The organism is Martelella alba (genome assembly GCF_005217455.1).
GTDB lineage: Bacteria > Pseudomonadota > Gammaproteobacteria > Enterobacterales > Enterobacteriaceae > Acerihabitans.
The window spans coordinates 21269-47612 of the sequence record NZ_SZPQ01000002.1; the positions used below are offsets into that span (position 1 = coordinate 21269).

28 protein-coding genes are annotated in these 26344 nt (G+C 58.9%); 22 read left to right on the top strand and 6 right to left on the bottom strand.

All coding sequences use genetic code 11. From position 1 onward, the window contains the following. Positions 1-272: 272 nt before the first annotated feature. A complete protein-coding gene (locus FCN80_RS02495) occupies positions 273-1109 on the bottom strand; it encodes an MIP/aquaporin family protein (protein WP_136988315.1) in 837 nt (278 codons plus the stop codon). Between the two features lie 800 nt (positions 1110-1909). Here FCN80_RS02495 and pduA point away from each other — a divergent pair. The 21 genes from pduA to FCN80_RS02600 are packed head-to-tail and all read left to right on the top strand — an operon-like array spanning position 1910 to position 18859. Next, on the top strand, positions 1910-2194 hold the full coding sequence (gene pduA / locus FCN80_RS02500; protein ID WP_136988316.1) for a propanediol utilization microcompartment protein PduA: 285 nt from the start codon (positions 1910-1912) through the stop codon (positions 2192-2194). Next, positions 2191-3000 carry a propanediol utilization microcompartment protein PduB gene (gene pduB / locus FCN80_RS02505; protein ID WP_136988317.1) on the top strand — a complete coding sequence of 270 codons (810 nt, stop codon included), beginning with the start codon at positions 2191-2193 and terminating at the stop codon, positions 2998-3000. Before pduA ends, pduB begins: the two co-directional genes overlap by 4 nt. Positions 3001-3015: 15 nt before the next feature. After that, a complete protein-coding gene (gene pduC, locus FCN80_RS02510) occupies positions 3016-4680 on the top strand; it encodes a propanediol dehydratase large subunit PduC (protein ID WP_136988318.1) in 1665 nt (554 codons plus the stop codon). Positions 4681-4690: 10 nt separating this feature from the next. Then, the gene (locus FCN80_RS02515) at positions 4691-5368 is read left to right on the top strand and encodes a propanediol/glycerol family dehydratase medium subunit (RefSeq protein WP_136988319.1); all 678 of its coding nucleotides are present in this window, start codon (positions 4691-4693) and stop codon (positions 5366-5368) included. Positions 5369-5379: 11 nt separating this feature from the next. Next, on the top strand, positions 5380-5892 hold the full coding sequence (gene pduE, locus FCN80_RS02520) for a propanediol dehydratase small subunit PduE (RefSeq protein ID WP_230492451.1): 513 nt from the start codon (positions 5380-5382) through the stop codon (positions 5890-5892). Between the two features lie 28 nt (positions 5893-5920). Continuing rightward, a complete protein-coding gene (locus FCN80_RS02525) occupies positions 5921-7765 on the top strand; it encodes a diol dehydratase reactivase subunit alpha (RefSeq protein WP_136988321.1) in 1845 nt (614 codons plus the stop codon). Beyond that, complete coding sequence (locus tag FCN80_RS02530; RefSeq protein ID WP_136988322.1) at positions 7762-8115, top strand: glycerol dehydratase reactivase beta/small subunit family protein; 354 nt, start codon at positions 7762-7764, stop codon at positions 8113-8115. The genes FCN80_RS02525 and FCN80_RS02530 overlap by 4 nt, the downstream gene beginning before the upstream one ends. A gap of 43 nt (positions 8116-8158) precedes the next feature. Then, positions 8159-8443 carry a BMC domain-containing protein gene (locus FCN80_RS02535; protein WP_136988323.1) on the top strand — a complete coding sequence of 95 codons (285 nt, stop codon included), beginning with the start codon at positions 8159-8161 and terminating at the stop codon, positions 8441-8443. A gap of 15 nt (positions 8444-8458) precedes the next feature. Next, positions 8459-9064 (top strand): BMC domain-containing protein, encoded by a 606-nt coding sequence (locus FCN80_RS27190; protein WP_306767828.1) that lies wholly within the window; start codon positions 8459-8461, stop codon positions 9062-9064. Then, on the top strand, positions 9064-9690 hold the full coding sequence (locus tag FCN80_RS02545; RefSeq protein WP_136988324.1) for a phosphate propanoyltransferase: 627 nt from the start codon (positions 9064-9066) through the stop codon (positions 9688-9690). The genes FCN80_RS27190 and FCN80_RS02545 overlap by 1 nt, the downstream gene beginning before the upstream one ends. A 1-nt stretch (position 9691) precedes the next feature. Further along, positions 9692-10198 (top strand): PduM family microcompartment protein, encoded by a 507-nt coding sequence (gene pduM / locus FCN80_RS02550; protein WP_170975305.1) that lies wholly within the window; start codon positions 9692-9694, stop codon positions 10196-10198. Positions 10199-10200: 2 nt separating this feature from the next. Beyond that, positions 10201-10473 carry a EutN/CcmL family microcompartment protein gene (locus FCN80_RS02555; protein WP_136988326.1) on the top strand — a complete coding sequence of 91 codons (273 nt, stop codon included), beginning with the start codon at positions 10201-10203 and terminating at the stop codon, positions 10471-10473. A 23-nt stretch (positions 10474-10496) separates the two neighbouring features. Beyond that, positions 10497-11564 (top strand): cob(I)yrinic acid a,c-diamide adenosyltransferase, encoded by a 1068-nt coding sequence (locus FCN80_RS27350; protein ID WP_136988327.1) that lies wholly within the window; start codon positions 10497-10499, stop codon positions 11562-11564. Continuing rightward, positions 11557-12945: an aldehyde dehydrogenase family protein gene (locus FCN80_RS02565; protein WP_136988328.1), complete on the top strand. Its 1389-nt coding sequence runs from the start codon at positions 11557-11559 to the stop codon at positions 12943-12945. Before FCN80_RS27350 ends, FCN80_RS02565 begins: the two co-directional genes overlap by 8 nt. 57 nt (positions 12946-13002) lie before the next feature. Continuing rightward, positions 13003-14139, top strand: coding sequence for a 1-propanol dehydrogenase PduQ (locus FCN80_RS02570; RefSeq protein WP_136988329.1), 1137 nt, complete (start codon positions 13003-13005; stop codon positions 14137-14139). Then, a complete protein-coding gene (gene eutS / locus FCN80_RS02575; protein WP_136988330.1) occupies positions 14129-14491 on the top strand; it encodes an ethanolamine utilization microcompartment protein EutS in 363 nt (120 codons plus the stop codon). The genes FCN80_RS02570 and eutS overlap by 11 nt, the downstream gene beginning before the upstream one ends. A gap of 3 nt (positions 14492-14494) precedes the next feature. After that, positions 14495-14938, top strand: coding sequence for a EutP/PduV family microcompartment system protein (locus tag FCN80_RS02580; RefSeq protein WP_136988331.1), 444 nt, complete (start codon positions 14495-14497; stop codon positions 14936-14938). 3 nt (positions 14939-14941) lie between these two features. Then, a complete protein-coding gene (locus FCN80_RS02585; RefSeq protein WP_136988332.1) occupies positions 14942-16156 on the top strand; it encodes an acetate/propionate family kinase in 1215 nt (404 codons plus the stop codon). After that, on the top strand, positions 16146-16877 hold the full coding sequence (gene cobA / locus FCN80_RS02590; protein WP_136988333.1) for a uroporphyrinogen-III C-methyltransferase: 732 nt from the start codon (positions 16146-16148) through the stop codon (positions 16875-16877). The genes FCN80_RS02585 and cobA overlap by 11 nt, the downstream gene beginning before the upstream one ends. 49 nt (positions 16878-16926) lie before the next feature. Beyond that, positions 16927-18006 carry a threonine-phosphate decarboxylase CobD gene (gene cobD, locus FCN80_RS02595; protein WP_136988334.1) on the top strand — a complete coding sequence of 360 codons (1080 nt, stop codon included), beginning with the start codon at positions 16927-16929 and terminating at the stop codon, positions 18004-18006. Next, positions 17999-18859: a GHMP family kinase ATP-binding protein gene (locus FCN80_RS02600; RefSeq protein ID WP_136988335.1), complete on the top strand. Its 861-nt coding sequence runs from the start codon at positions 17999-18001 to the stop codon at positions 18857-18859. Before cobD ends, FCN80_RS02600 begins: the two co-directional genes overlap by 8 nt. Before the next feature lie 52 nt (positions 18860-18911). On the opposite strand, the gene FCN80_RS02605 is transcribed toward FCN80_RS02600, so the two are convergent. From FCN80_RS02605 to smrA, 5 genes are all read right to left on the bottom strand, one after another. After that, positions 18912-19634, bottom strand: coding sequence for an RES family NAD+ phosphorylase (locus FCN80_RS02605; RefSeq protein ID WP_136988336.1), 723 nt, complete (start codon positions 19632-19634; stop codon positions 18912-18914). Next, complete coding sequence (locus FCN80_RS02610; protein ID WP_230492452.1) at positions 19628-20059, bottom strand: MbcA/ParS/Xre antitoxin family protein; 432 nt, start codon at positions 20057-20059, stop codon at positions 19628-19630. Before FCN80_RS02610 ends, FCN80_RS02605 begins: the two co-directional genes overlap by 7 nt. Before the next feature lie 170 nt (positions 20060-20229). After that, on the bottom strand, positions 20230-23238 hold the full coding sequence (locus tag FCN80_RS02615; protein ID WP_136988337.1) for a hypothetical protein: 3009 nt from the start codon (positions 23236-23238) through the stop codon (positions 20230-20232). Between the two features lie 656 nt (positions 23239-23894). Continuing rightward, the gene (tam, locus tag FCN80_RS02620) at positions 23895-24671 is read right to left on the bottom strand and encodes a trans-aconitate 2-methyltransferase (protein ID WP_136988338.1); all 777 of its coding nucleotides are present in this window, start codon (positions 24669-24671) and stop codon (positions 23895-23897) included. A 21-nt stretch (positions 24672-24692) separates the two neighbouring features. Then, positions 24693-25259, bottom strand: coding sequence for a DNA endonuclease SmrA (gene smrA, locus FCN80_RS02625; RefSeq protein WP_136988339.1), 567 nt, complete (start codon positions 25257-25259; stop codon positions 24693-24695). A 228-nt stretch (positions 25260-25487) separates the two neighbouring features. Between smrA and fnr the strand changes: the two genes are divergently transcribed. Continuing rightward, the gene (fnr, locus tag FCN80_RS02630; RefSeq protein WP_136988621.1) at positions 25488-26240 is read left to right on the top strand and encodes a fumarate/nitrate reduction transcriptional regulator Fnr; all 753 of its coding nucleotides are present in this window, start codon (positions 25488-25490) and stop codon (positions 26238-26240) included. The last annotated feature ends 104 nt before the right edge of the window (positions 26241-26344 follow it).

Sequence of the window (26344 nt, forward strand, 5' to 3'; positions counted from 1 at the left end):
GTTTAATAAAATAGTAACAAATTAGACGGGATTCATCTGTTCGTCACTTCCCGTGGAAAGATGAAACGGTCACAACTAAATATCCGGAAGGCAACGGAAGTATGCGCTGATCATCTTCCTGAGTCACTTTTAAAGCTACCCTAGATTAAATCATCTTTCTCCCAGGACAGAATGTGCTCTGCCACACAAATAATATCATTCCCTACCCCCGTACAGTAGAGCAAAATTCCGCCACCCCGTCGGCGCGGCGGAATTTCCGCACGATTCCTCCATCAAGCGCCGGACCCTGCGGCGGGTTTATCGCCTTGCTCCTGACCGGCCGCATAGGGCAGATTGCGGCCGATGCAATAACGGTATATGGCCGCGCCGAGGATGCCGCCGATAACCGGCGCCACAAGGGGCACGATAAAATAAGGAATTTCCCGTCCGCCGGTCATGGCGATAGGCCCCCAGCCGGCCAGAAACGTGAAGAGCTTCGGACCGAAGTCGCGGGCCGGATTCATGGCGAATCCGGTCAGCGGCGCGGTGGCGGCGCCGATCACCGCCACCAGGACGCCGATGAGCAACGGCGCCAATGGCCCTTTGGGCACGCCGTTGCCGTCATCGGTCAACGCCATGATGAGCCCGACAAGGATGGAACTGATGACCATTTCCACCAGCGCCGCCAGCCATACGCTGATGGCCGCCGCCGGATAGGTGGAGAAAATGCTGGCCAGAAACAGGCTGGCCTGACTGCCCCTCACCATCTGGTGTATCTGTTCGACCTGGGCGAACAGATTGTGGTAAAGCAGATAGGTCAACGCCGCGCCGCAAAACGCGCCGGCCATTTGCGCCAAAATGTAGGGCGCGACTTTTCTGACGTCGAAACGGGCGAACAACCACAATGCGATGGTTACCGCCGGATTGAGATGGGCCCCCGATATACCGGCGGTCAGGTAGACCGCCAGGGCGATGCCCAGGCCCCACACCACGCAGATTTCCCACAGACCGAAGCTGGCGCCGGCCACTTTCGCCGCGCACAGGACGCTGGTGCCGAAAAACATGAATAATCCGGTACCCAAAAATTCAGCAAGGCATGGCCCTATCACTGATTCGCGGGATTTTTTCATAGTCTCTTCCTATGTGGATTGATGTATGCCCTTCATCCCTTATACCCGCCATACTTCAGGCTGCTTCTTTGCCGGCCTTGTTCGCCCGCCCTCATCGTAGGGCCGGTCGGGCGTCCAGCGCTGTTCGGGAAATATCCTGTCCGGCCGCGGGTGCACCGTTGGCGGGACGCCTTCATTTTTGACGAAGGCGTCCCTCGCCTGCCGCCGCGATGCAACTTGAAGTATGACGAGTATAAATGCTTAATTGCCCAACCGTGTTAACGTGGCATTATCGACGCGGGACAGGGCGAACACTAAATTAGCGGCAAAACGTCGATGAAGAAAAGATATTTATTGACTAATTGAGATCTGGCTTGCAATTCAATTTCCGGGAGAGAAATGAGAATGGATAAATTCATCTCTTGCATAGTAAAAAACAATTCACCCACATGATTATTAAGAATCACAAAGAATAAAAATCACTATAAATCAGATAATTAAAATTCATTCTTAATAAGATTTTTTTGTCCTCGTCAATCTTCGTCTTGTGCTGAACGTGCATTTTCCGGATCCCGATTATGTTCAAAAATCAAGTGTTCAGTTGCCAATCTGCAAAGGGGAATTGCGCTTTTTAATAGAGCCAGAAATAGCCGAATCAGCGGACTTTCCTTGGCTGAAAGAAAATGAATGACAAAATTTTGCTATGCCAATACCAATTATTTTTGCAATACAATTTGCAACTCAACCATTAATTCTCACCATTTATCCGTATATTGCTGTCCGGACACCCCAAATATCAATGCTTGGTCGAGGTAATGAAAATGCAACAAGAAGCCCTGGGCATGGTTGAAACCAAAGGTCTGACCGCCGCCATTGAAGCGGCCGATACCATGGTGAAATCGGCCAATGTCATGTTGGTCGGTTACGAAAAAATCGGTTCCGGACTGGTGACGGTGATCGTGCGCGGCGATGTGGGCGCGGTCAAGGCCGCCACCGATGCCGGCGCCGTCGCCGCGGCCAATGTCGGCGAAGTGGTGGCGACCCATGTTATTCCGCGTCCCCATGCGGATGTGGAAAAATTTTTGCCTAAAGGTATCCGCGAATGAGCACCGAAAACGTCATCGACCAAATTCTGGCCCGGGTGATGGAAAAAATCGGTGACGACGCCTCCGGGTCCCCTTCTCTCACTTCCTTGGAACGAGGTCGGAATATGTCGGAAAGCACCTGTAATCTGACGGAATTCGTCGGCACGGCGATCGGGGACACCATAGGTCTGGTGATCGCCAACGTCGACAGCAATGTGCTGGCGGCGATGAAACTGGAAAAACATTATCGATCCATCGGTATCCTGGGCGCCCGCACCGGCGCCGGCCCTCATATCATGGCGGCGGACGAAGCGGTGAAAGGCACCAATACCGAGGTCGTGGCCATTGAATTGGCGCGCGACACCAAAGGCGGCGCCGGCCACGGTTCGCTCATCATTTTCGGCGGCGAGGATGTTTCCGATGTGAAGCGCGCCGTGGAAGTGGCGCTGGATAATCTGGAACGCACCTTCGGCGACGTTTACGGCAATGAAGCCGGCCATATCGAGCTTCAATACAGCGCCCGCGCCAGCTTTGCGCTGCAAAAAGCGTTTGGGTCCCCTATCGGTAAAGCCTGCGGCGTAATCGTCGGCGCGCCGGCCGCCATCGGCGTTGTCATGGCCGATACGGCGGTGAAGTCCGCCAATGTGGATGTGGTGGCCTACAGTTCGCCCGCCAAAGGCACCAGCTTTAGCAATGAAGTGATTCTGGTGGTCTCCGGCGATTCCGGCGCGGTCCGCCAGGCGGTGGTCAGCGCCCGGGAAATCGGCAAGACGCTGCTCGGCACGCTCGGCGGGACACCGAAAAACGATCGCCCGTCTTATATCTGATTGCAGGGGGATGGCATGAAATCCAAGCGATTTGAAGCGCTGGCCAAACGGCCGGTGAATCAGGACGGTTTTGTTAAAGAATGGGTCGAGGAAGGCTTTATCGCCATGGAAAGCCCCAACGATCCGAAACCCTCCATTCGTATTGCTGACGGCAGGATTTGCGAACTGGACGGTAAGACCCGTGATCAATTCGATCTGATCGATCATTTTATCGCCAACTACGGCATCAACCTGAATCGGGCCGAAGAAGTGATGGCGATGGATTCGGTGAAGCTGGCCAAAATGCTCTGCGATCCGAATGTGCCGCGGGCCGATATCATTCCGCTGACCACCGCCATGACGCCGGCGAAAATCGTCGAAGTGATGTCGCAGATGAATGTGGTGGAAATGATGATGGCGATGCAGAAAATGCGCGCGCGCCGCACGCCATCGCAACAGGCGCACGTCACCAATATCCAGGATAACCCGGTGCAGATTGCCGCCGATGCCGCCGAAGGCGCGTATCGCGGATTCGATGAACAGGAAACCACCGTGGCGGTGGCGCGCTACGCGCCATTTAACGCCATTGCCCTGCTGGTGGGCTCACAGGTGGGCCGGCCGGGGGTATTGACCCAATGTTCCCTGGAAGAAGCCACTGAGCTCAAGCTCGGCATGCTCGGCCATACTTGCTATGCCGAAACCATTTCGGTCTACGGCACCGAGCCGGTATTCACCGATGGCGACGATACGCCCTGGTCGAAGGGCTTTCTGGCGTCATCCTATGCGTCGCGCGGGCTGAAAATGCGCTTTACTTCCGGCTCCGGCTCGGAAGTACAGATGGGCTATGCGGAGGGCAAATCCATGCTTTATCTGGAAGCCCGCTGCATTTATATCACGCGCGCCGCCGGCGTGCAGGGTTTGCAAAACGGTTCGGTGAGCTGTATCGGCATTCCATCGGCCGTCCCCTCGGGTATTCGGGCCGTGCTGGCGGAAAACCTGATTTGCTCTTCGCTGGATCTGGAATGCGCGTCAAGCAACGACCAGACATTTACCCATTCGGATATGCGTCGAACCGCGCGGCTGTTGATGCAGTTCTTGCCGGGGACCGATTTCATCTCCTCCGGTTATTCGGCGGTCCCCAATTACGACAATATGTTTGCCGGGTCGAATGAGGATGCCGAAGACTTCGACGATTACAACGTCATCCAGCGGGATCTGAAAGTGGATGGCGGCCTGCGGCCGGTCCGCGAGGAAGATGTCGTGGCGATCCGCAACAAAGCGGCGCGCTGTCTGCAGGCGGTATTCGCCGGCATGGGCCTGCCCCCCATCACCGATGAGGAAGTCACCGCGGCCACCTACGCCCATGGTTCGAAAGACATGCCGGCGCGCAACAAGGTGGAGGACATCAAATTCGCCCAGGACATCATCACGCTCAACCGGACCAGCCTGGAAGTGGTAAAGGCCCTGGCCGAACATGGCTTCCCCGACGTGGCGCAACAGGTTCTCAATATGCAAAAAGCCAAGATCGCCGGCGATTACCTGCATACCTCGGCCATCATCATCGACGATGGCCAGGTGCGATCGGCGGTCAACGATGTCAACGATTACGCGGGTCCGGCCACCGGATACCGTTTGCAGGGCGCGCGCTGGGAAGAAATCAAAAACATCCCGAATGCGCTCGATCCCAATGAATTGGGCTAACAAGGCGGCCATGATGGAAATCAATGAAACATTATTGCGGCAAATCATCGGCGAAGTGCTGAGCACCATGCAGACCGGGGACAACCGGGTTTCCTTCGCGCCGGCGCCCGCCGATCCCCCCCATTCCGACGGCAACGGTAAAACCAGCGACTTTCTGTCCGTCGTCGGCGACGCCGCGCCCGGCACCCGTAAAGATGAAGTGGTTATCGCTATCGGCCCGGCGTTTGGCCTATCGCAAACCACCAATATCACCGGCGTGCCGCATAAGCAAATCCTGCGCGAGCTGATCGCCGGGATCGAGGAAGAGGGTATTCACGCCCGGATCATTCGCTGTTTCAAATCCTCCGACGTGGCCTTCGTGGCGGTGGAGGGGAACCGCCTGAGCGGGTCCGGCATCTCGGTCGGCATCCAGTCCAAAGGCACCACGGTGATTCACCAGCGCGGACTGCCGCCGCTGTCAAATCTGGAACTTTTCCCCCAGGCGCCGTTGCTGACCCCGGAAACCTATCGGCTCATCGGCAAAAACGCGGCCCGCTACGCCAAAGGAGAATCCCCCGACCCGGTACCGACCTTAAACGATCAAATGGCCCGGCCGAAATACCAGGCGAAGTCGGCGGTACTGCATATCAAAGAAACCAAATATGTGGTGACCGGTAAACAGCCGCAGGAACTGCGCGCGACATTTTGATTAAGGGAAACATGATGAACGCAGACATTGAAACCCTGGTCCGCGACGTTTTGGCGCGGATGAACGGTCAGGATACCGCCGCCCCTGCTCCGGTCGCCGCCAAACCTGGGCGCGCCGGCGTGGCGGATTATCCGCTGGCCAATAAACATCCCGAATGGGTCAAAACCGCCACCGGCAAAACCCTGGAGGATTTAACCCTGGAAGGCGTGCTGGCCGGCCGCGTCACCGCCCAGGACGTCAGGATTACCCCGGAAATCCTGCGCATACAGGCGGATATCGCCCGCGCCGCGGGCCGGGGACTTCTGGCGATGAATTTCGAACGCGCCGCCGAACTGACCGCGGTGCCGGACGAGCGGATATTGGAAATGTATAACGCCCTGCGCCCCTACCGTTCCAGTAAGCAGGAATTGCTGGCTATCGCCGACGAGCTGGAAAACCGCTATAAGGCCGGAATTTGCGCCGGGTTTGTGCGCGAAGCCGCGGAGCTTTACGTTCAGCGGAAAAAACTCAAGGGCGATGATTAAAAAAGGATACGCGGTATAGGAGCGGTCAATGGCATACATCGTAGGGGTTGATATCGGTAATTCCTCAACCGAAGCGGCGCTGGCCGAAACAGGGCCGTCCGGCGGGTTGCGGTTTCTCGCCGGCGCCCTCACCGACACCACCGGCATCAAGGGCACCCGGCGCAATCTGGCCGGGATCGTGCGGGCCCTGGAACTGGCGACGGCCAAAGCCGGTATCGGCCTGGACGATTTGACGCTCATCCGGCTGAACGAGGCGACGCCGGTTATCGGCGATGTGGCGATGGAAACCATTACCGAAACCGTGATCACCGAATCCACCATGATAGGCCATAATCCGAAAACCCCCGGCGGATTGGGACTGGGGGTCGGCATCACGATTGATTTCACGGAACTGCTTACCCGTTCCGTCGACCAGCCTTATATCGTCATCGCCCCGGCCGAGCTGGATTTCGCCGATATCGCCGCCATGATCAACGCCGCCGTGAAAAACGGCTTTCGCATCACCGCGGCAATATTGCAGCGGGACGACGGCGTGCTGGTCGGCAATCGGCTGGACAAGCCCATCCCTATTGTGGACGAAGTACAGCATATCGACCGGATCCCGCGAGGCATGCCGGCGGCGGTGGAAGTGGCCGCTCCCGGCAAGGTCATTACCCAGCTTGCCAACCCTTACGGCATCGCCACGGTCTTTCATCTCAACGCCGACGAAACCCGCGCCATCGTACCTGTGGCGCGGGCCTTGATCGGCACCCGCTCAGCCGTGGTGGTAAAAACGCCCAAAGGCGACGTCAAAGCCCGGACCATCCCGGCCGGCCATCTGGAATTGCTGGCCGGCAACCGGTCGAGCCGCGTGGATGTCCATCTGGGGGCGGAGAAAATCATGCAGGCCGTCACGGCGCTGGGCCGGCTGGATAATGCCCGGGGCGAGCCAGGCACCCATATTGGCGGCATGTTGGAGCAGGTTCGGCAAACCATGGCGGAACTGACCGGCAAAGAGGCCGCCGGCGTGGCCATTCAGGATCTGCTGGCAGTGGATACCTTTGTTCCGGTGAATGTCAAAGGCGGCTTGGCCGGCGAATTTTTTATGGAACAGGCGGTGGGCATCGCGGCCATGGTGAAATCCGATCGGTTGCAAATGGCCGATATCGCCCAGGCGCTGCAACAGCAGACGGGAATCGAGGTCGCCGTCGGCGGCGCGGAAGCGGAAGCGGCCATTTTGGGCGCGCTGACCACGCCCGGCACCCGGCGGCCGCTGGCCATTCTCGATCTGGGCGCCGGCTCCACCGACGCGTCAATTATCAACGCCGCCGGCCGGATTGTCGCAACGCATTTGGCCGGCGCCGGCGACATGGCGACATTGCTTATCGACTCCGAGCTGGGGCTGGAGCAGCGCCAATTGGCGGAAGACATTAAAAAGTATCCGCTGGCCAAGGTGGAAAGCCTGTTCCATATCCGTCACGAAGACGGCAGCGTGCAATTTTTCAAACATCCCCTGCCCCCGGACGTTTTTGCGCGCGTGGTGGTGGTGAAAGAAGACGGCCTGACGCCGTTGCCCGGCGATCTGGCATTGGAAAAAGTCCGTCTGGTGCGGCGCACCGCCAAGCAACGCGTTTTCGTCACCAATGCCTTGCGCGCCCTGGCGCAGGTCAGTCCCACCGGCAATATCCGCGATATTCCCTTTGTCGTGCTGGTGGGCGGTTCGGCGCTGGATTTCGAAATACCGCAACTGATCACCGACGCGCTGGCCCACTACCATCTGGTGGCCGGCCAAGGCAATGTCCGCGCCATAGAGGGGCCGCGCAACGCGGTCGCCACCGGACTGGTATTGTCCTGGGCAAGCATGGCCGGACACACAACCGGAGGCGCCCTATGAGCGACGAACAAACAGACCGGCCGGCGGTGGTCATCGTCGCCGATCCCGCGCTGCGGCCGACGGACTGGCGGCAATTACTGCTGGGCATGGAGGAAGAAGGCATCCCCTTCGTTATTCGCCGCCCCGATGGCGTTTTACCATTGCACGCACAGGCGTATGAGGCCGCCGCCGCTTCGCCGTTGTCGGTCGGCATCGCCATAGACGCGCGAAAGGCGGTGGTTCACGAACCGCATCTGGCCGTTGATAAACCGCTGTTCGTCATGGAGGACTATCGCGGCCTGCCGGCGGAGGCATTGCGAGGGCTGGGCGGCAATGCGGCGCGCCTGGTCAAGGGATTACCGTTTAAATGATACCGGGCGGCGATTGCGCCTCGCCCTCTACAGGAGAATGAAGATGAATAATGCGTTGGGACTCATCGAAACCAAGGGTCTGGTCGGCGCCATTGTCGCGGCCGACGCCATGGTCAAATCGGCCAATGTGCAGTTGGTGGGCTATGAAAAAATCGGTTCGGGGCTGGTCACTGTGATGGTTCGGGGGGATGTCGGCGCGGTAAAGGCCGCGGTGGAATCCGGTTCGGTCGCCGCCCAAGGCGTCGGTAATGTGATATCCACCCATGTCATCCCCCGCCCCCATTCGGACGTCGAAGGCTTTTTGCCGGCGCCGGCGGCGGATGAATAAGTCCGGGGCCGGCCTATGAATACGTCTTTGGGTTTACTGGAAGTCGCCGGCCTGGCGCTGGCCATCGCGGCGGCGGATGCCATGGTCAAATCGGCCCATGTCCGCCTCGACGGCATCCGTCGCGCCCAGGGTTCCGGCTGGATGATGATAAGCGTGACCGGCGATGTGGCGGCGGTCACCGCGGCCGTCGCCAATGGCGCCGACGTGGCGCGCCGCGCCGGCGGCCTGGTCGCGCAACGGGTTATCCCCAGGCCTGCCGGCGCCCTGGACATCTGGTTTTCCGCGAAAGATTCGGTCGCGGCGACCTTCGCCGGCCGCCCCGCCGTCAAAGCGGCCGCCGGCGATCCCCTGAAAAATAACGACGTCTCGCCGGCGTCCGCGCCGTTACCCGATGATCTCGGCCTGACGCCGGTATCAGCGCCGCCGGCGGCGGATTCGCCCCTGCCCACGACGGACTCGCCCCTGCCGGCGGCGGATTCGCCCCTGCCGGCGACGGATTCGCCCCTGCCGGCGACACCGGAGCCGGACGAATGCAATTTGTGTCACGACCCCGCCTGTCCCCGGCGTAAAGGTGAACCGCGGGCGGCATGTATTCATTATCAGACGAGAGGCACCTTGTAATGGAAACCCTGGAACTCCGGTCCCTGGTGGAAAACGTACTGCTCGATATCCGGCGGCGTCCCGTTCCGCTCGGTATATCGAACCGGCATTTACATTTATCCCTTGAGGATTACGAGCGACTGTTTCCCGGCTGCCCGCTGGTCTTTCGCAAAGATCTCTATCAGCCCGGCCAGTTCGCCGCCGAACAGGTGGTCTCTCTGGTCGGTCCCAAAGGCAGCCTAAAAAACGTGCGCCTGCTCGGCCCGCTACGGGGTCGCTCGCAAGTTGAGATCTCCCGCAGCGATGCCCGCCTGCTGGGCGTCGATGCGCCGTTGCGGCTGTCTGGCGATCTCGATGGTACGCCCGGTATCCGCCTGGTGGCGCATACCGGCGAATTGCAACTGGCCCAGGGCGTGATCGTGGCGCAGCGGCATATTCACATGTCGCCGCTGGATGCGCTGCTATTCGGCGTGCGGCAGGGGGACCGGGTCAGGGTGGCTATCCGGGGTACCCATCGGCGCACGGTCTTCGACGACGTGGCGATACGGGTCGGCGAACATATGCGGCTGGAAATGCATATCGATACCGATGAGGCCAATGCGGCGGATGCCGGCGCCCCCGGCGCGACAGCCATCGTGGAGTATTGAAATGATCCCTTCGCCGGCGCGGCAATCCTGGCTTAGCGAGTGCGTGGCGCGGGTCCTGGCGCGCCTGGAGCAGCGGGCGCGCGCTGAATGGGTTATCGAACTGCGCCACTTGGCGGACCATTGGTCGACGGATATCGCCGCCCACTATGCCCGGTTGCGCGTCACACAGACCACCCCGGCTTTCTGGCGCCGGTTGGCGGCAGGCCAGGACGATGATCCGGCCGTCGCGGTTTTTCGCCAAGCCTGGCATTACGGCCTGGCGATCACCATGGACATCGATCCGGCTTGTTTCGGTCTTCTGCCGGTGGCCGGGCTGGCCGCCCTGCCGGTACGGCTTTGTACCGGGCAAGACATACCGGTTTATCTGCTGGCGCGCCGGGTGGCCGGTTATCGGGATATCGCCCTATTGGCGCCGGGGCATCTGGTACTGGCGCGCGCCGTATTGCTGACCGCGCTGGCGCGGGATGAAATCGACAAACGCCGTATTCAACTCTTCAGGCAGGTATAGCTATGCAACTGGCGCGTGTAATCGGTTCAGTGGTTTCGACACAGAAATCGCCTTCGCTGTTGGGTAAGAAATTGATGGTGGTCGAACCGGTCAATACCAACGGTGCGGTGCCCACCGGCTTGCCGTTACAGGAAGTGGCGGTGGATTCAGTGGGCGCGGGCGTCGGCGAAACAGTGCTACTGGCGCGCGGCGCATCGGCCCGCTGGGTTTTCGCCGAGCCTAACCAGGCTATCGATCTGGCGATCGTGGCCATCGTCGACAGCGTTGATTATTAACCGATGAGTTAAGGGAGGTCGGTATGAGCATCTACACCAAAACCGGCGATAACGGCACCACGGCGCTTATCGGCGGGCAACGGCTGAAGAAGTACCACCCGCGCGTAGAAGCTTACGGCACGGTGGACGAACTCAATGCTTGCCTGGGCGTCGCCGCCCATCAGGCGCGCGACGACCAGAACCGGCAATTGCTGCTGGCAATACAACGCCAACTGTTCTGGCTAGGGGCGGAACTGGCCGATCCCCAGCCATCGGCGCGCAGCGGCCAGGTACGACGTATCGACGAACAGCAGGTGGCGGAACTGGAACAGGCCATCGATCGCTGTATGGCGACGCTACCGCCGGTTACCGGCTTTGTGCTGCCCGGCGATTCCGGGGCCGGCAGCCAGTTACATCTGGCGCGTACCGTAGCCCGTCGCGCCGAGCGCCTGGTGGTGCGGCTGGCGGACGAAACCGCCATTCGGGACATCGTGCTGCGCTATCTCAACCGTTTATCCGATTGTCTCTACGCGTTGGCGCGTAGCGAAGATTGCCGGGCGCGCACCGACGCGCTGGTCGCAGAGGTGACCCGTCGCTATTTGGCGTTATCCAGCGGATTGCCGCGCGATACCGGGGCGTCGGCTACGCAGCGCGAAACGCCGGCAAACGGCAATGCAACGGCGACCCCTGACGAACTGGATTTTCACCTGGCCCATGGCCTGCTATGCGCCGCCCTGTCCGCGGCCGGTGAATTGTCGGTGGCGGTGGTCGTCGCCATTGCCGATGCCCATGGCAATCCGGTCATGACATATCGTATGCCCGACTCGCTGTTGATCGCCCTCGAACTCGCGCCGAAAAAAGCCTTTAGCGCCGTGGCCCTCAAAACCGCCACGCATTGTCTTGGTCCCGTGGTCCAACCCGGTGCCGAACTGTATCAATTGGAAACCTCGTCCGGCGGCAAGATTGTCACCTTCGGCGGCGGTTACCCGCTCTATCGCGCCGGCCGACTGGTAGGCGGCCTGGGCGTTAGCGGCGGGACCGCCGAACAGGATAGGCAAATCGCCGAACGAGCCGTTATGCATTGTCATGTGGGGAAAATACGTCATGAATAGCAATGAATTGGAAACGCTGATCCGCACCATTTTGAGTGAAAAGCTCCAACCCGCCGCACAAACGGATAGCGCCGCGGCGTTATTCGACGATGTGGACCAGGCGATTGGCGCCGCCCACGCCGCGTTTCTGACCTATCAGCAATGCCCGCTGAAAACCCGCGGCGCCATTATCGCCGCGTTGCGGCGCGATCTGGCGCCCCATCTGCAAGTGCTGGCGGAGCGCGGCGCCGAAGAAACCGGTATGGGTAAAGTCGCGGATAAGCTACTGAAAAACCGGGCCGCGCTGGAAAACACCCCCGGGGTGGAAGATTTGGTCACCGACGCGTTTACCGGCGACGAGGGCATGGTGCTGTTCGAATATTCGCCGTTCGGCGTAATTGGCTCGGTGGCGCCCAGCACCAACCCCACGGAAACCATTATCAATAACTGCATCAGCATGCTGGCGGCCGGCAATACCATTTTCTTCAGTCCCCATCCCGGCGCGAAAAACGTGTCCGTCTGGCTGGTCGAGCAAATCGAAGCCATCACGTTCGCCGCCTGCGGCATCCGTAATCTGGTCACCTGCCTAAAAGAACCGAGCGTGGAAGCGACGCAGAAAATGATGGGCCACCCGCTTATCGCCATGCTGGCCATCACCGGCGGCCCGGCCATCGTCAATATGGCCCTGCGCAGCGGCAAGAAAACCATCGGCGCCGGCGCCGGCAATCCGCCAAGCCTGGTGGACGAAACCGCGGTGATTGATAAGGCGGCGCAAGATATCGTCAGCGGCGCCTCCTTTGACTACAACCTGCCCTGCACCGCCGAAAAAAGCGTGATTGTCGTGGAAAGCGTGGCCGACGCCCTCTTGGCCGAAATGCAGAAATGCGGCGCGCTGCTGGTGACCCGGCAGGATGATATCGATAGCCTGCGGCGACTGGCCATCCAGGACGGTCATGCCAACAAGGCCATGGTGGGCAAAAGTCCCCTGGACCTGTTGAAGGCGGCGGGGCTGCCCGAGCCGGACAACACGCCAAGACTGTTGTTGGTGGAAACCACCGCCGAAGACAGCCTGGTGCGGGTGGAACAACTGATGCCGATTCTACCGGTGGTGCGGGTGCCGGATTTCGACGCCGGCCTTCGGATGGCGCTCGCGGTGGAAGGCGGGCTGCACCATACGGCCACCATGCATTCGCAAAATGTTTCGCGCCTGAATAAAGCGGCCCGGCTACTGCAAACCTCGATTTTCGTTAAAAACGGCCCTTCATACGCGGGAATCGGCGTCGGCGCCGAAGGCTTCACGACGTTTACCATCGCCACCCCCACCGGCGAAGGCACCACGTCGGCGCGCAACTTCGCCCGGCATCGCCGTTGCGTGCTGACCAATGCGTTTCAAATCCGTTAACCGGGGGAAAAAGATGAGCGCATCCCCCTATTCAACCTGCGACGTGGAGGCTAAATCATGACCCGCTTCGCCATACCGACCCGGATTTACAGCGGCACCGACAGCTTGCGCCAGCTCGCGGCCTATCGCGACAAAGTGGTATGGATTGTCTGCGATCACTTTCTGGCGCAAAGCGATGCCTTGTCCGGGGTCACGGAACATCTGGACGCCGGCCGGATCGCGCTTTTCAGCGACGTCATGCCGGAACCGCCCGTCGCCACGGTAGTGGCGGGCATCAAAGAACTACAGCGGATCAAACCGCAGGTGGTCATCGGCTTCGGCGGCGGGTCGGCCATTGACGCCGCCAAAGCCATGGTTCTGTTCGGCCGTAAAGTAGGCATCTCCATCGAAACCTTTATCGCCGTGCCCACCACCAGCGGCACGGGTTCGGAAGTGACCGACGCCTGTGTGATAAGCGACCCGGCAACCGGCAGGAAATATCCCCTGTTCGATGACGCCATTTACCCCGATATAGCGTTGCTGGCGCCGCAACTGGTGGTCTCGGCGCCGCCCGTCGTCACGGCCAATACCGGCATGGATGTGTTGACCCATGCCGTGGAGGCCTATGTTTCCACCGGCGCCAGCGATTTTAGCGACGCATTGGCGGAAAAAGCCGCGCAACTGGTCTTCGGCCATTTGGCCGATGCCTGTCGTCACGGCGATCAATTGACGAGCCGGGAAAGAATGCACAACGCCTCGACCCTGGCCGGCATGGCGTTCAGCCAGGCAGGGCTGGGGGTGAATCATGCCATTGCCCATCAGTTGGGCGGCCAGTTACATGTGGCGCACGGTCTTGCCAATGCCTTGCTGTTGACGGAAGTTATCCGGTTCAATAGCCGGCAGCCGCGGGCGGCGGAAAAATACGCCCATCTGGCCAAGGCATGCGGGCTATGCGGCTGGCAAAGCGATGATCGCGCCGGTCTGCGGCAATTGCTCGGACGTATTACGCGGTTGAAACGGGATGTCGGCATTCCCGACTCATTGGCCGCGCTGGTCCCGGATCGTGAAAAAATCCGCCAGGCGACACCCGAAATGGTTCGAGCCGCATTGCACGACGCCACCTTGAGCACCAACCCCAGGCCGGTAACGGAACAGGATGTCGTGGCGATTTTGAACGCCGTAACCCGGCCAAACGGCGGTATTTATGTCGATTGACACCCAATCCGACGGTAAGACCGGGCGCGTTATCCAGGAATACGTGCCGGGCAAACAGATCACCCTGGCGCATCTGATAGCCCATCCCAACAAGGACATTTACAAGAAGCTGGGGTTGAATGCGGACGACGACGCCATCGGTATCCTGACCATCACGCCCAGCGAGGCGTCGATTATCGCCAGCGATATCGCCACCAAATCCGGCGCGGTGAAAATCGGTTTCATCGACCGCTTTACCGGCGCGGTCATTATTTGCGGCGACGTGTCATCGGTGGAATATGCCTTGCGGCAAGTCGTCCATACCCTGGGGGACATCATGAAATTCACCCCCTGCGCGCTGACCCGGACCTGACCGATGAAACGGCTGCTGTTGCTGGGCCCGAGCCGGTCGGGCAAAACCACGTTATTGCAATGTTTGCGGGACGAACCGCTGACTTATTGTAAAACCCAATCGATGGTGTATCTGGATAACGCCATCGACAGTCCGGGGGAATACATCGAAAACCGGCATTTCTACAGCGCGCTGCTCTCCAGCGCCTTTGAGGCGGATGTGGTCGGCCTGGTACAGGGCATTGACGGCGAGACAGGCTATTTCGCGCCCATGTTCGCCATTATGTTCAACAAACCGGTAATCGGCATCATCAGCAAAATCGACATTGCCGTGGACGATACCCAGCGCCTGCGGGTCATCGCGCATCTGGAACAGGCGGGCGCCGCCCCGCTGTTTTGCGTTTCCGCCGCCCAGCGGCTAGGACTGGCGCCATTGTTGAGGTATCTGGAATACCCTTTTTCGGAGTGATACATGACACAGCTTATCCTGGCGGTAAACGCCGGCAGTTCTTCGCTGAAATTCGAATTGTTCGCCATGCCGGAGGAAACCACGCTGGCCAAAGGCGTTTTCGAACGTCTGGGCAGCGGATGCGCCCGGTTTACCCTGCAAAACGGCGAGCGGCAAGTCCAGCAAGACCTGTCCATCGCCACGCATCGGCAGGCGGCGGACGTCCTATTGGATACCCTGCTTGAACAAGGTATTCTGCCCTCGCCGGCGGCCGTCGCCGGCGTCGGCCACCGCATCGCCCATGGGGGCGAGTTTTTCCAGGATTCCGCCTTGATAGACGCGCAGGCCTTGGCGGCAATCGACCAGCTCGGCCTTTTGGCGCCGCTGCATAACCCGGTCAACGCTCTCGGCGTCAGGGCATTCCAGCAACGTCTGCCGGATGCCGTCGCCGTGGGCGTTTTCGATACGGCATTTCACCAGACCATCCGCGAAGCCGGCTATATTTACCCGCTGCCTTACCATTACTACCGGCAATATGGCATTCGCCGCTATGGATTCCACGGCACCAGCCACAAATATGTCGCCCAGACCTGCGCCGGTCTGATGGGCCGCGACTGGCGCGAGCTGCGGATTATCTCCTGCCATCTGGGCAACGGCGCCAGCCTGTGCGCCATCGATCACGGTCGCTCCGCCGCCACCTCCATGGGTTTCACTCCGCTGGCCGGATTGATGATGGGTACCCGCTGCGGCGATATCGATCCCTCGATCCTGCCGTTCATCGCCGATCGGGAAAAAAAATCTGCGCAACAATTGCTTGAGATCATGAATAACCGGTCCGGTTTGCTCGGCATCTCAGGGATCTCGAACGATTGTCGTGATATTGTAAGCGCCATTGCCGCCGGAAACTCCCGCGCCGCGCTGGCGCTGGAGATGTTCACCGACCGGATTCGTACCGGCATCGGCGGTTATGCGGCACAGATGGGCGGCGTCGACGCGGTCATCTTTACCGCCGGTATCGGCGAGCATTCCGTCGAGGTGCGTCGGCAGGTTTGCCGGAACCTGGCGTTTCTCGGCATCCGGCTGGATGAGGATAAAAACCGGCGCCATGACGTTTTCATTCACCAGGACGGGGCGCCAGTGGTCTTGGCGGTCATCCCCACCCATGAAGAATTAATGATCGCCCGGGACGTCATGCGGGTCGGTCTGGGGCAAATGCAAGAGGTGCGACATGTCGGGTAAAGTGTGGCTGGTAGGCGCCGGCCCTGGGGATCCGGAACTGATGACGGTCAAAGGCATGCAATGCCTGCGGCAGGCGGAAGTGCTGGTTTACGATCGGCTGGTCAATCCTTTGTTGTTGCACGAGGCCCCGGCGGAGTGCCGGTTGATGGATGTGGGCAAACGCGCCGACCACCATCCCATCCCCCAGGAGCGGATCAACGCGATCCTCATTGAACAGGCCGGCCTTGGACGGCGGGTCGTGCGGCTAAAAGGCGGCGACCCCTTCGTGTTCGGCCGTGGCGGCGAGGAGGCCGAAGCCCTGATACGCGCCGGTATCGCCTGCGAGGTGGTCCCCGGTATCACTTCGGCCATCGGCGGTCTGGCGCGGGCCGGTATCCCTGTGACACATCGCGACTATGCGTCTTCTTTTCATGTCATCACCGGCCATCTGCGCGACGGTAATGACCCCCACGATTGGCGATTGCTGGCGCAGTTGGAAGGCACATTGATTATCCTGATGGGCATGTCGCGACTGGCGGATATCTGCCGGCAGCTCATTAGCCACGGACGGGATGCCGATACGCCGGCGGCGGTGGTCATGAACGCCAGTCGTCCCGATCAGCGGATGGTGCTGGCGACCCTGGACACATTGCCCGAGCGATCGGCCAGGGCCGGATTGGGCGCGCCGGCGCTGATCGTCATTGGCGCGGTGGCGTCGCTTTCCCTGCTGCAGGCGTTTTGATTCGTTTGCGCCAGACGGTCGCGACATTAGCCGGAAAAGGACGATAACGATGACGGAACCCGGCCAGCACGGCGGCAACACGCTGGAAATGGCGATAAAACTCGGCCTCAACGAAGGGGATCTTCTCGATTTTAGCGCCAATATCAATCCACTGGGCATGCCGGCGTCCTTGGAGCAGGCCCTGGCGGAGAACCTGCGCCTGGCGGAACGTTATCCGGATCCCCATTATCGCCGGTTGCATCAGCGTCTCGCCAGGCAACATAATTGCCCGGAATCCTGGATCCTGGCGGGCAATGGGGCGACCGAGCTCATTTTCGATCTGGCCTGCTTCCTGCGGCGAAAAACCGTGCTGCTGCTGACGCCGGGCTTTGCCGAGTACCGCCGGGCGCTGCAATGGATGGAATGCCGGATAGAAGACTATCCTCTGTCGCAACAGGACGATTTTTGTCCCGATGAGCGCCTGTTGGCGGCCCTGCGGCCCGGCATCGACTGTCTGTTCCTCTGTTCGCCCAATAACCCCACCGGACAGTTGGTGGCCCCTGATCTGCTGGAGCGTATCGCCGATCGCTGCCGGGTGCTGGAGATAATGCTGGTGGTCGACGAAGCCTTTATGGATTTCGTGCCGACGGTCCCCAGTTTGATTGACAGTCTGGCAAACCGGCCACGGGTATTTGTCCTGCGGTCATTAACCAAATTCTATGCCATTGCCGGCCTGCGGCTCGGCTATCTGGTCAGTTCCGACGTTCAGGCCATGGCGCAGTTGCGCCAACGTCGTCCGCCATGGACCATCAATGCGTTCGCCGCGCTGGCCGGGGAGCGGGTGCTCGACGACCAGGCCTATCACCGGCGTACCCTGGCCTGGCTATCGGCGGAACAGGCTTATCTGTTGGCGGGCCTGCGCGCCATGCCGGATTTACGGGTCTGGCCGCCGGCCGCCAACTATCTGTTTTTCCGTTGTCTGCGCCCCGGACGGGATCTCCAGGGGCGGCTCTTGCAACACCGACTGCTCATCCGTAGTTGCGCCAATTATCCCGGACTCGACGGCGATTACTACCGCACGGCCGTGCGCGGCCGCGAGGACAACCGGCGTCTGCTCGCGGCCCTGGAGAGGGTGTTGTCCGATGGCTGACGCCCGTTGCCCCGCATCCTGCGGCGAGCTCATCCAAGGCTGGATCGCCGGCGGCGAAAAACTGGTGTCTTGCCCCATCGATTGGTTTAGCGAAGTGGAGATCGGCGAAGGCTCCCCCGCGCCGGACGAACGCCCGCTCAGCCGCCGCATGCTGCGGGAGGTCATCAGGTATTTTGGTTATCGCGACAAGGACTTACCGCCGCTGCGTATCGATTGCCGCTCCGATATTCCCATCGCCAAGGGACTGGCCAGCAGTACCGCTGATATCGCCGCCACCGCCGTCGCCGCCGCTCGATTTCTGCGGCAATCGCTGGACGAAACACAACTGGCGGATCTTTGCCTGCGTCTGGAGCCGACCGACAGCACGATCTTTCGCGCCTTAACGTTGTTCGACCACCGTCGCGGACAATGTCGCGTCCCCTATCACTGGCTGCCGCCGCTGGAGATTCTCATTTTGGAAAGTCCGGCGGTACTCACCACCGCCGACTTTCATCGGCAGGTCACCGAAGAGCGGCTACGGCGCCAGGCCGCGCGCCTGGATCATGTTTGGGCGTTGTTTCAATCGGCCTGCCGGTCCGCTTCCCTCCGGCAACTGGGGCAGGCCTGCACCCTCAGCGCCATCGCCAGCGATGAACTGTTGCCCAAGCCGGCATTTTCCACCTTGCTGCGATTGATGGAACGGCACGACCTGCTCGGCATCAATGTGGCGCACAGCGGCACCGTGGTGGGATTGCTGCTCGATCCCCGTTACCATGACGCGGAGCGGCTTACCGCCGCGCTGGGGGCCGAGGGCATCCTGCGCAGCTACCCCCGCCAGCATCGCCGCCGCATGGTGGCCGGCGGCGTGCGATGACGGCAATGCGCCGCACTACCGTTTCCCGTCCGCCGATGGGCAAGCCCCGCCGTTATTCCCGGCCGCCGGCCGACACCACCCGGTTGACTTCGCTGATCCGTCCGTCCTGCCAGATAAATTCATAATGGCTGCTCTGCACCACGCGGGTTACCCCCCTGGGGCTGAATAACCCCCAGCAAACGGCGCCGGCATATCGCACCGACCGATAACGGATGGCGGCGCAGCCGTTTTGTTTCAGCACGCCGCCCAGCCTCCGGGCGACGCTGTAGTCATCGGGATCATAAACCGGATGCTCCGGCGGCAGTCCCAGCGCATCGCGGACCGGCGCGGCGTCAAAGGTGAACGCCAGGCCGCGCATGACCAGGCGGTCGTATTTCAGGCCCGCCACCCGCCGCCAATAGCGCCCTTGATGATAACCGACCTCGGCCAGGGCCGTTGGCATATCCTGGGCAAGATACAATACCCCGAATGATCCGTTGGAAAACCGGCTGCCAAGCGGGTTGATATGGGTGAACGGCCCCACCGCGTAAGCGCAACCGGCGATACCGAACGGAATGTCGTCGCGCGACAGATAATTCAGATTACCGGCATCGTTGTTCAAACGGGGGTTGGTCAGCGCCTGCAAGTCATACAGCGCTTTGAAGTCGTGCTCATCGGCGACATCGTCAAATAAGGCGATGGGCGGATATTTCGAGTTGATCAAACGGTAGCCGCGCTGCTGCCGGATTGCCAATTCAGGCAATTCCGGTAATTCGCAAAACGACGCCGTCACCATTGGCCACCACGCAAGGCATCGATATGTTTATGTACTTCATATAACGCGCCGAAATGACCGGAACCGATTATCTCCAACGGCGAACGGCCGTTGAAAAACGGGTTATGGTTTTCCATGGTCATAAATCCGTAAATATTCTCCGGGTTTTCAAACAAAGTGCGCAACGCGGCGTGGATATTGAGCAAATAACTGATCCGCTCCAGTTGATCATGGGTTAATTGCGCCGCGAGAGGCGCTTTACGGAATTTGTAATAAGACGCTTTTGACACCTGTAAAATCGCTTGCGCCTGCTCCGGCGCGCACCCCCATTTGTCCAGGATGGCGAAAGCCGCCTTCAGGCCGGCGGCGGCGTTTTTCTTTTCCGTATCATGGTCGGTTTTTTCGCCGGCCATGCTTGACTCAATGTGTTTTTGCGGTAATGCCATGGCGCCCCCCTATTATTTTCTTAGTGTAGACTAACAACGCAATTAAGTCTATTAAAAGACTCGCCGCCCGAGATGGCGGGCGGCAGATAATCCGTCGCAACGCGGCCGCCGCTGATCCATGAAGATGCGCAAGCCGCTCGGCCGCGACGGCGTATCTGCGGGGAACCCGCCTAGAGCCACAAATCAGGCATGATATTCAGCGACGTGACCATCTTATGGGGAAACAGCTCGCCGGGGCGGTATTCGAAGCCAAGGGTCGACAACGACCGGGAGTAAACCAATTCGTTCTGCCGCGCAATATGCAAAAGAGTGCAAGGCAAAGTACTGGTCTCGTTCATCACGGCGCTTTGCCGAACCAACGCGATATTGTCCAACTGAAAACAGGCGCTTTTGGCGGCATCATCCACCGACAATAACGCCATAAGCTCCCGTAAGCGGCGTATTTCCCGGACAAGCGGCCGCTTGGCGTCCACCCCGGCCCTCACCACCCGGCAAAGATCGGCGCATTCCCGCTCAACCCATTCCAGTGTGGATTTTTGCGGCCGAAAGGTCGCGACGGCCATCACGGCCGAACGTTTGCCCTGGCTATTGCGTAAGCCGCGGGCGGCATAGTCCTCCACCGCCCGGAGAATGTCATAGGCCGTTCGCGCCGTCGAACCCCGCGATTCCGGCGACCCTGTGGCCACGCTCTTGCCCTGCCGGGCCAAAAATTCCCGCAGCGTGGTATTTCTGGTCCAAGGCATCAAGGCCCTGATGATTTTAGCGCCCAGGGAACGTTTCCCTTTATACCGCCGCAGCGAGAGCATCGGCACGGCCTTGGCGCCAAGCATGGCCAAATTCCGTTTGCCGTCGCCCGGCGATAAAACGAAATCGCCAATGCTTTCGCCGGGTTTGACCACCTGATAACTCAGCTCGTCACGCCCCGCCCGTTCCAGCGTGTGACGGATTTCGGCAATAAGGCGCAAGGCGGCGTGAGCATCCGGGACATCGGAATATTCGCCGGCGGTGTTTTTCTTCCCGGTGCGAAACAACGGGGCCTGTTTGAGTTGCAGCAACGCGCCGTCCAGGCGCAAATAACGCATAAGCCGATTGCCGGTTATCGGAAGACGCTGACCCATCTCCTCAATCAACGGCAACGGATAGCAATAAACCTGGCCGCCCGGCGTATCCAGCCCGGACATGGGAATAGGCATGATTTTGGTCTCGCGAAACAGGTTCAGGCTGGTGTTCAGGTAGCTGCCGGTAAAATGGCTTTCCCTGTCGCTGATAAGGCCGGTGTCAAGGCGAACCGTGGTTTCATGTTTACGGATTGCCAGGTCAATCAGGTTTACGCTCCCGGCAAAACCCAGGGCATTGCGGGGAAAGACCATAAAGGTGTTTGGCGACGCCATAAACCCGATTTGTCCCCTGACTTCGCTTTTTGCCTCAATGAGCCCCGTGAGACCCTGGTGTCCGCTTTTTCTCAGCGTCACATTCCGGGCCAGGATTTCAACGGGACTTACGTTGGTGTCGGCATGGAAAAGACCGTGCAAAAAGACATCAATATGTTGCCACTCAATTTCAAAACTGAAATTGCGTTCCCGTTCGCAGTTAAGAACCAAAATGATGTTGGCTTCAAAAGGCAATAGCGTACCGAAGTCCATACCTTTCAACGACAGGAATTTGCCTTTATCCTCCAGTCCCTGCCCGGTGCCGGCCAAACAAATTAATGAGCGGGTATCGTTTTTGATGAACGTAAAATAAATATTGCCATTTTTGCTGCGGGTCAGCGTCAGACTATGATGTTTGCGTAAACGCGCCAGCACCCCGGTGAACCATCCGGCGACCAGAGGAATCCCTGCCGCGGCGATGCCAAAAAAAAATGCGGTATTTTTGACCCGGTTCAATGAAATTGAATCATTCACCGCCAACAATTCCAACACCGATTTCACTTTTTCCGCCAGCGGCGTCGACGCGGTAAAATAATCAGCGGCGCATGAAAAAACATTATCGATTTTGCGATTATCGATAAATTGCCTCAATTGATAAAATTCACGGTCCAGCGTATCCCGATAACGTTTCCCGGCGCGATCGGCGGTTAATCCGGCGATTTTTTCTCCGGCGGTTTGCGCCAGACACCGCAATCCCGGATCCAGCGCGCTGGCCAGCGCCAGTCCGGCAAGACATTTATCACCCTGATGATAATGTTTTTTAGCCCGCTTGACATTCACCCGATAATTATCAATCAATGAAGAAAGCAGCGGTATACGCCTGCTGCTGAAATTACTCCAGCGTTTACTGTCAAACGGCAACCCGGAATGCACTTTTTCATGAGGGTCCGCTCCGGCGCCGGAATAAATTCCTTGCGTGGGCTTGTGACTCAGGTGCCTGACCCCGCCGGTGGCCAAATCCACTTCGTCCGGAGAGAAATACCGCACCAAGGTTTCGCCGTCCTTTTGCACGCAGAGCTTCACCTGATTGCCCGCGCGATCGATTGCTATAATCCTCGCGCTCTTCGGCAATGGGAATTTCAGCGCATAATTCAGCGCATCGAAACCACAATCTGCCTGCCGGTGGTAAATCCGCTTGAGAAATACTTTCCCAGAAAAGAAATAGAATTGAACGGTGATTTTTTTGGCCAGAACAAATAGCAACGAGACGCCATCCCGAGAGGCATAAGGCAGTTTCCTAAAGCCAATCTTCAGATCCCAGGCCGGTTCCACCGCCTGGTCGAACCGGATCTCCCGCGCCGTGTCCTGTGTATCCAGCGTTATCCGGTACTCGCTGCCGGTTTGCAGTTCCCTGGCGATGAGCTGCCCATTGTGATTAACGCTGAGCCGGGTGAAACGCAATTCGGGCATGCCATCTTGTTCGATTTTCGCCGCATAAAGCTTTGTTTCCCCACGCAGGCACAGCCACCCGCTTTTGACCAGATCTTTGCTTTTGCCTTTCAACAACAGAAAACGGCCGTTTTCGTCCAGGGTCATTCCCTGCTGCAATGGGGGACCGTTATTCAGCGATCCGAGATAGATATAGTTCGCCGCATCAAGCCGATGCGGGTGGCTTAAACGTTGGTAGCAAAGCGTGGCGCGTATTTCAAAATAATCCGGGAAAATGCGATGGATATTTGACATGCCGTTTGAACGGCGCAGACTGAATTTGGTCAATCCCGGAATACTGAAATCGCGACATTCCAACATTTCCCGGGACTCCGGCATCGACAGCCACCGTTGCAAAAATGACCTTTCGGTATTATGGACTTTTTCTAAACGCTGATGTATACGGGTAACGGCAAACTGATGCCCCTTGTCATCCACTGAATCCCTTCCATAAATTGTTTTATCCATGACGCCGGCACAGCGATATCCCGTCGGTTTCATATTTCTCCCTTGGTCAAAATAGTGTCACGCTTGTCCACGTTCGAACTGTTTGGTTGTTGGTCTCAGACAATCATCCCGTTACATATCCCCCGCATACTTCATGCCGCCGCTTTATCGGCGGCATGAAGTATGACGAGTATATTGCCTCGCTGATTTCACGATGCAAGGCAACACGATATTGACTATACCGGCAACGGGGTAATGTAATTTAAATTTTTATCCATTTGAACGGGCCTTGGTTATGCCATTAAGCCGCCGTTCAGTTTTTAAGGCGACAGACCTGACGCGACGGGAATAATGGCCAGGCCAGCGGCGACGGCAAAGAGACAACGCGAAGTATGACGGGTTCGCCCTAAATAATTCGTGTTGTATCGCGACGGCAAGCGAGCGGCGAATTCATCGGGAACGAATTTGAAACGCCAACGGCGGGCCGCCGGCAAAGAGACAACGCGAAGTATCAAGCATGACGGACGAAGTCATCCTTTTTTCCGGGCGATGATAAACAACCGGGGGAAAGCCAACAATATGCGCCCGTCCTCGCGCACGGGGTATGCTTGTTCGATGGCGCGCAGGTAGGCTTTGAGGAACGCCGCTTGCTGCCGCCCATCCAGTTGTTCCAGGAATGGCCGCAGGCCGGTGGCTCGCAGCCATTCCACGATGGAGGCCGCCGAGGGCATGACATGGTAGTAGCGGGTTTGCCAGATATCCACTTCGTCTGCTTGGGGAGCCAGCAGATCGTAATATTGCTGGGCGCTTAACATTTTGACCCGGATTTGCGCCGATGAACCGAGGGTATCGCGCCAGGGGCCGGCATCCGCCACTCGCCGCATCTCGCTGTGGGTGGGTTCGTCACGGTTGTCGGGCATCTGGATGGCCAGGGTGCCGCCGGCCGCCACTTGGGAGAATAGCGAAGGGAACAGCGAAGGGTGATCGGCGACCCATTGCAGCGAGGCGTTGGCATAGAGGATGTCCTGGAGCACCGGCGATCGCCAGCGGCGAATATCCTCCTGAACGAACCGGCATTGCGGCAGGCGCTGCCTGGCACTCTCCAGCATGGCGGCCGAGGTGTCCACTCCGGTCACTTTCGCCTGGGGGAAACGCGCCAGCAGCCCTTCGGTGGAATTGCCCGGCCCGCAGCCAAGGTCGGTCACCTGGCGGGGATTGTCGGTTTTGATGCGGGCGATGAGTTCCAGCGCCGGGCGGGTCCTTTCTGCTTCGAATCGGCGATAAAGGGCCGGGTTCCAATCTTGCATGGGTCTATCCTCGGGTCATGTTTACCGGCCGCGCCGGGCAAAACGCTCCCGGTTGGCGTTGCTGGCGATGGGGGATTTTTTCAGTACCACATAACAGGCGCCGCTTCCGCCATGTTTGGGCAGGGCGGCGCAGTAGGCCTGCACCGCCTCGAACTGCGTCAGCCAACGGGCGAGAAAGCTCCTGATGATATTGGCGTGACTGCTGTCATGGCGTCCTTTCCCGTGAATAATCAATAAGGTGCGCAACTGTTCGCGTTGCATGCGCGCGACAAAAGCGAACAGTTGCCGCCGGCACGCCTCCACCGGGGTGCGGGTAAGATTAAGACTGGCTTCGATTCGGTATCCGCCGCTTCGCAATTTGTCCAGCACCCCTTGTTGAATGCCGTCCCGTTTATAAACCAGGGGGCATTCCAGGGGCAGACTGTCGACGAAACCGGCGATAAGGAAGTTGTCCTCGCCGTCATCATCCATCGGCCGGTTTTGGGGACGTGGGGGTTTATGCTGCAAAAAAACCACATTGGTCGGGTCCTTCAGCGGTTTGACATCGTCCATGGCCTCTTTGAACAGCGCTTTATCATCACAGGTCATTGTTTGTCACTCGCGCTTTATCAGGGCGCAACGGGCGGCGCCCTTGTGTTACCCTTTCACTATAACCCGGTCAACCGCCGATTACACGGCAATTCGCCCGCTTCGCTTCGTTGCTTGCCCGGCAAAATTTTGACCAAATGTGCACCCATCGCGTTGGACACTTTATCAACGACGCAAAATGATGTTAAAATTGACCCAAATCAAGTATTGCATGAGCGGCGAAATATGATCATCCAGGAAAAGCGTATTATCAGACGTATCCAGTCTGGCGGTTGTGCCATCCATTGTCAGGATTGCAGTATCAGCCAATTATGTATTCCTTTCACGCTTAACGAGCACGAACTCGATCAGCTCGACAACATCATTGAGCGCAAAAAGCCCATTCAGAAAGGCCAGGCTTTGTTCAAAGCCGGCGATGAACTCAAATCCCTTTATGCGATCCGTTCCGGCACCATCAAAAGCTACACCATCACCGAACAGGGCGACGAGCAAATCACCGGCTTCCACCTGGCCGGGGATCTGGTGGGTTTCGACGCCATCGGCGTCGGCCAGCACCCAAGCTTCGCCCAGGCGCTGGAAACATCAATGGTCTGTGAAATCCCCTTTGAAACCCTGGATGATTTGTCGGGGAAAATGCCCAACCTGCGCCAGCAGATGATGCGCTTGATGAGCGGAGAAATCAAAGGCGACCAGGATATGATTTTGCTGCTGTCGAAAAAGAACGCCGAAGAGCGGCTGGCGGCGTTTATCTATAATCTCTCGCGCCGTTTCGCCCAACGGGGTTTTTCCCCTCGCGAATTCCGCCTGACCATGACCCGGGGCGATATCGGCAACTATCTGGGCCTGACGGTGGAGACCATCAGCCGGCTGCTGGGCCGGTTCCAGAAAAGCGGCATTTTGGCGGTAAAAGGCAAATATATCACCATCGAGGATGGCGAAGCCCTCGCCGAATTGGCCGGTACGCCGCAAAAAGTCGCCTGACCGCCGCCGGATACGTAAATTTCCGAATTTATTGATCCGGCTCTGTTTTTTTTCTGTCCGTGATTGTCTTGATGAGTTACTCTTAGTTTAACATTCTGTCGTAC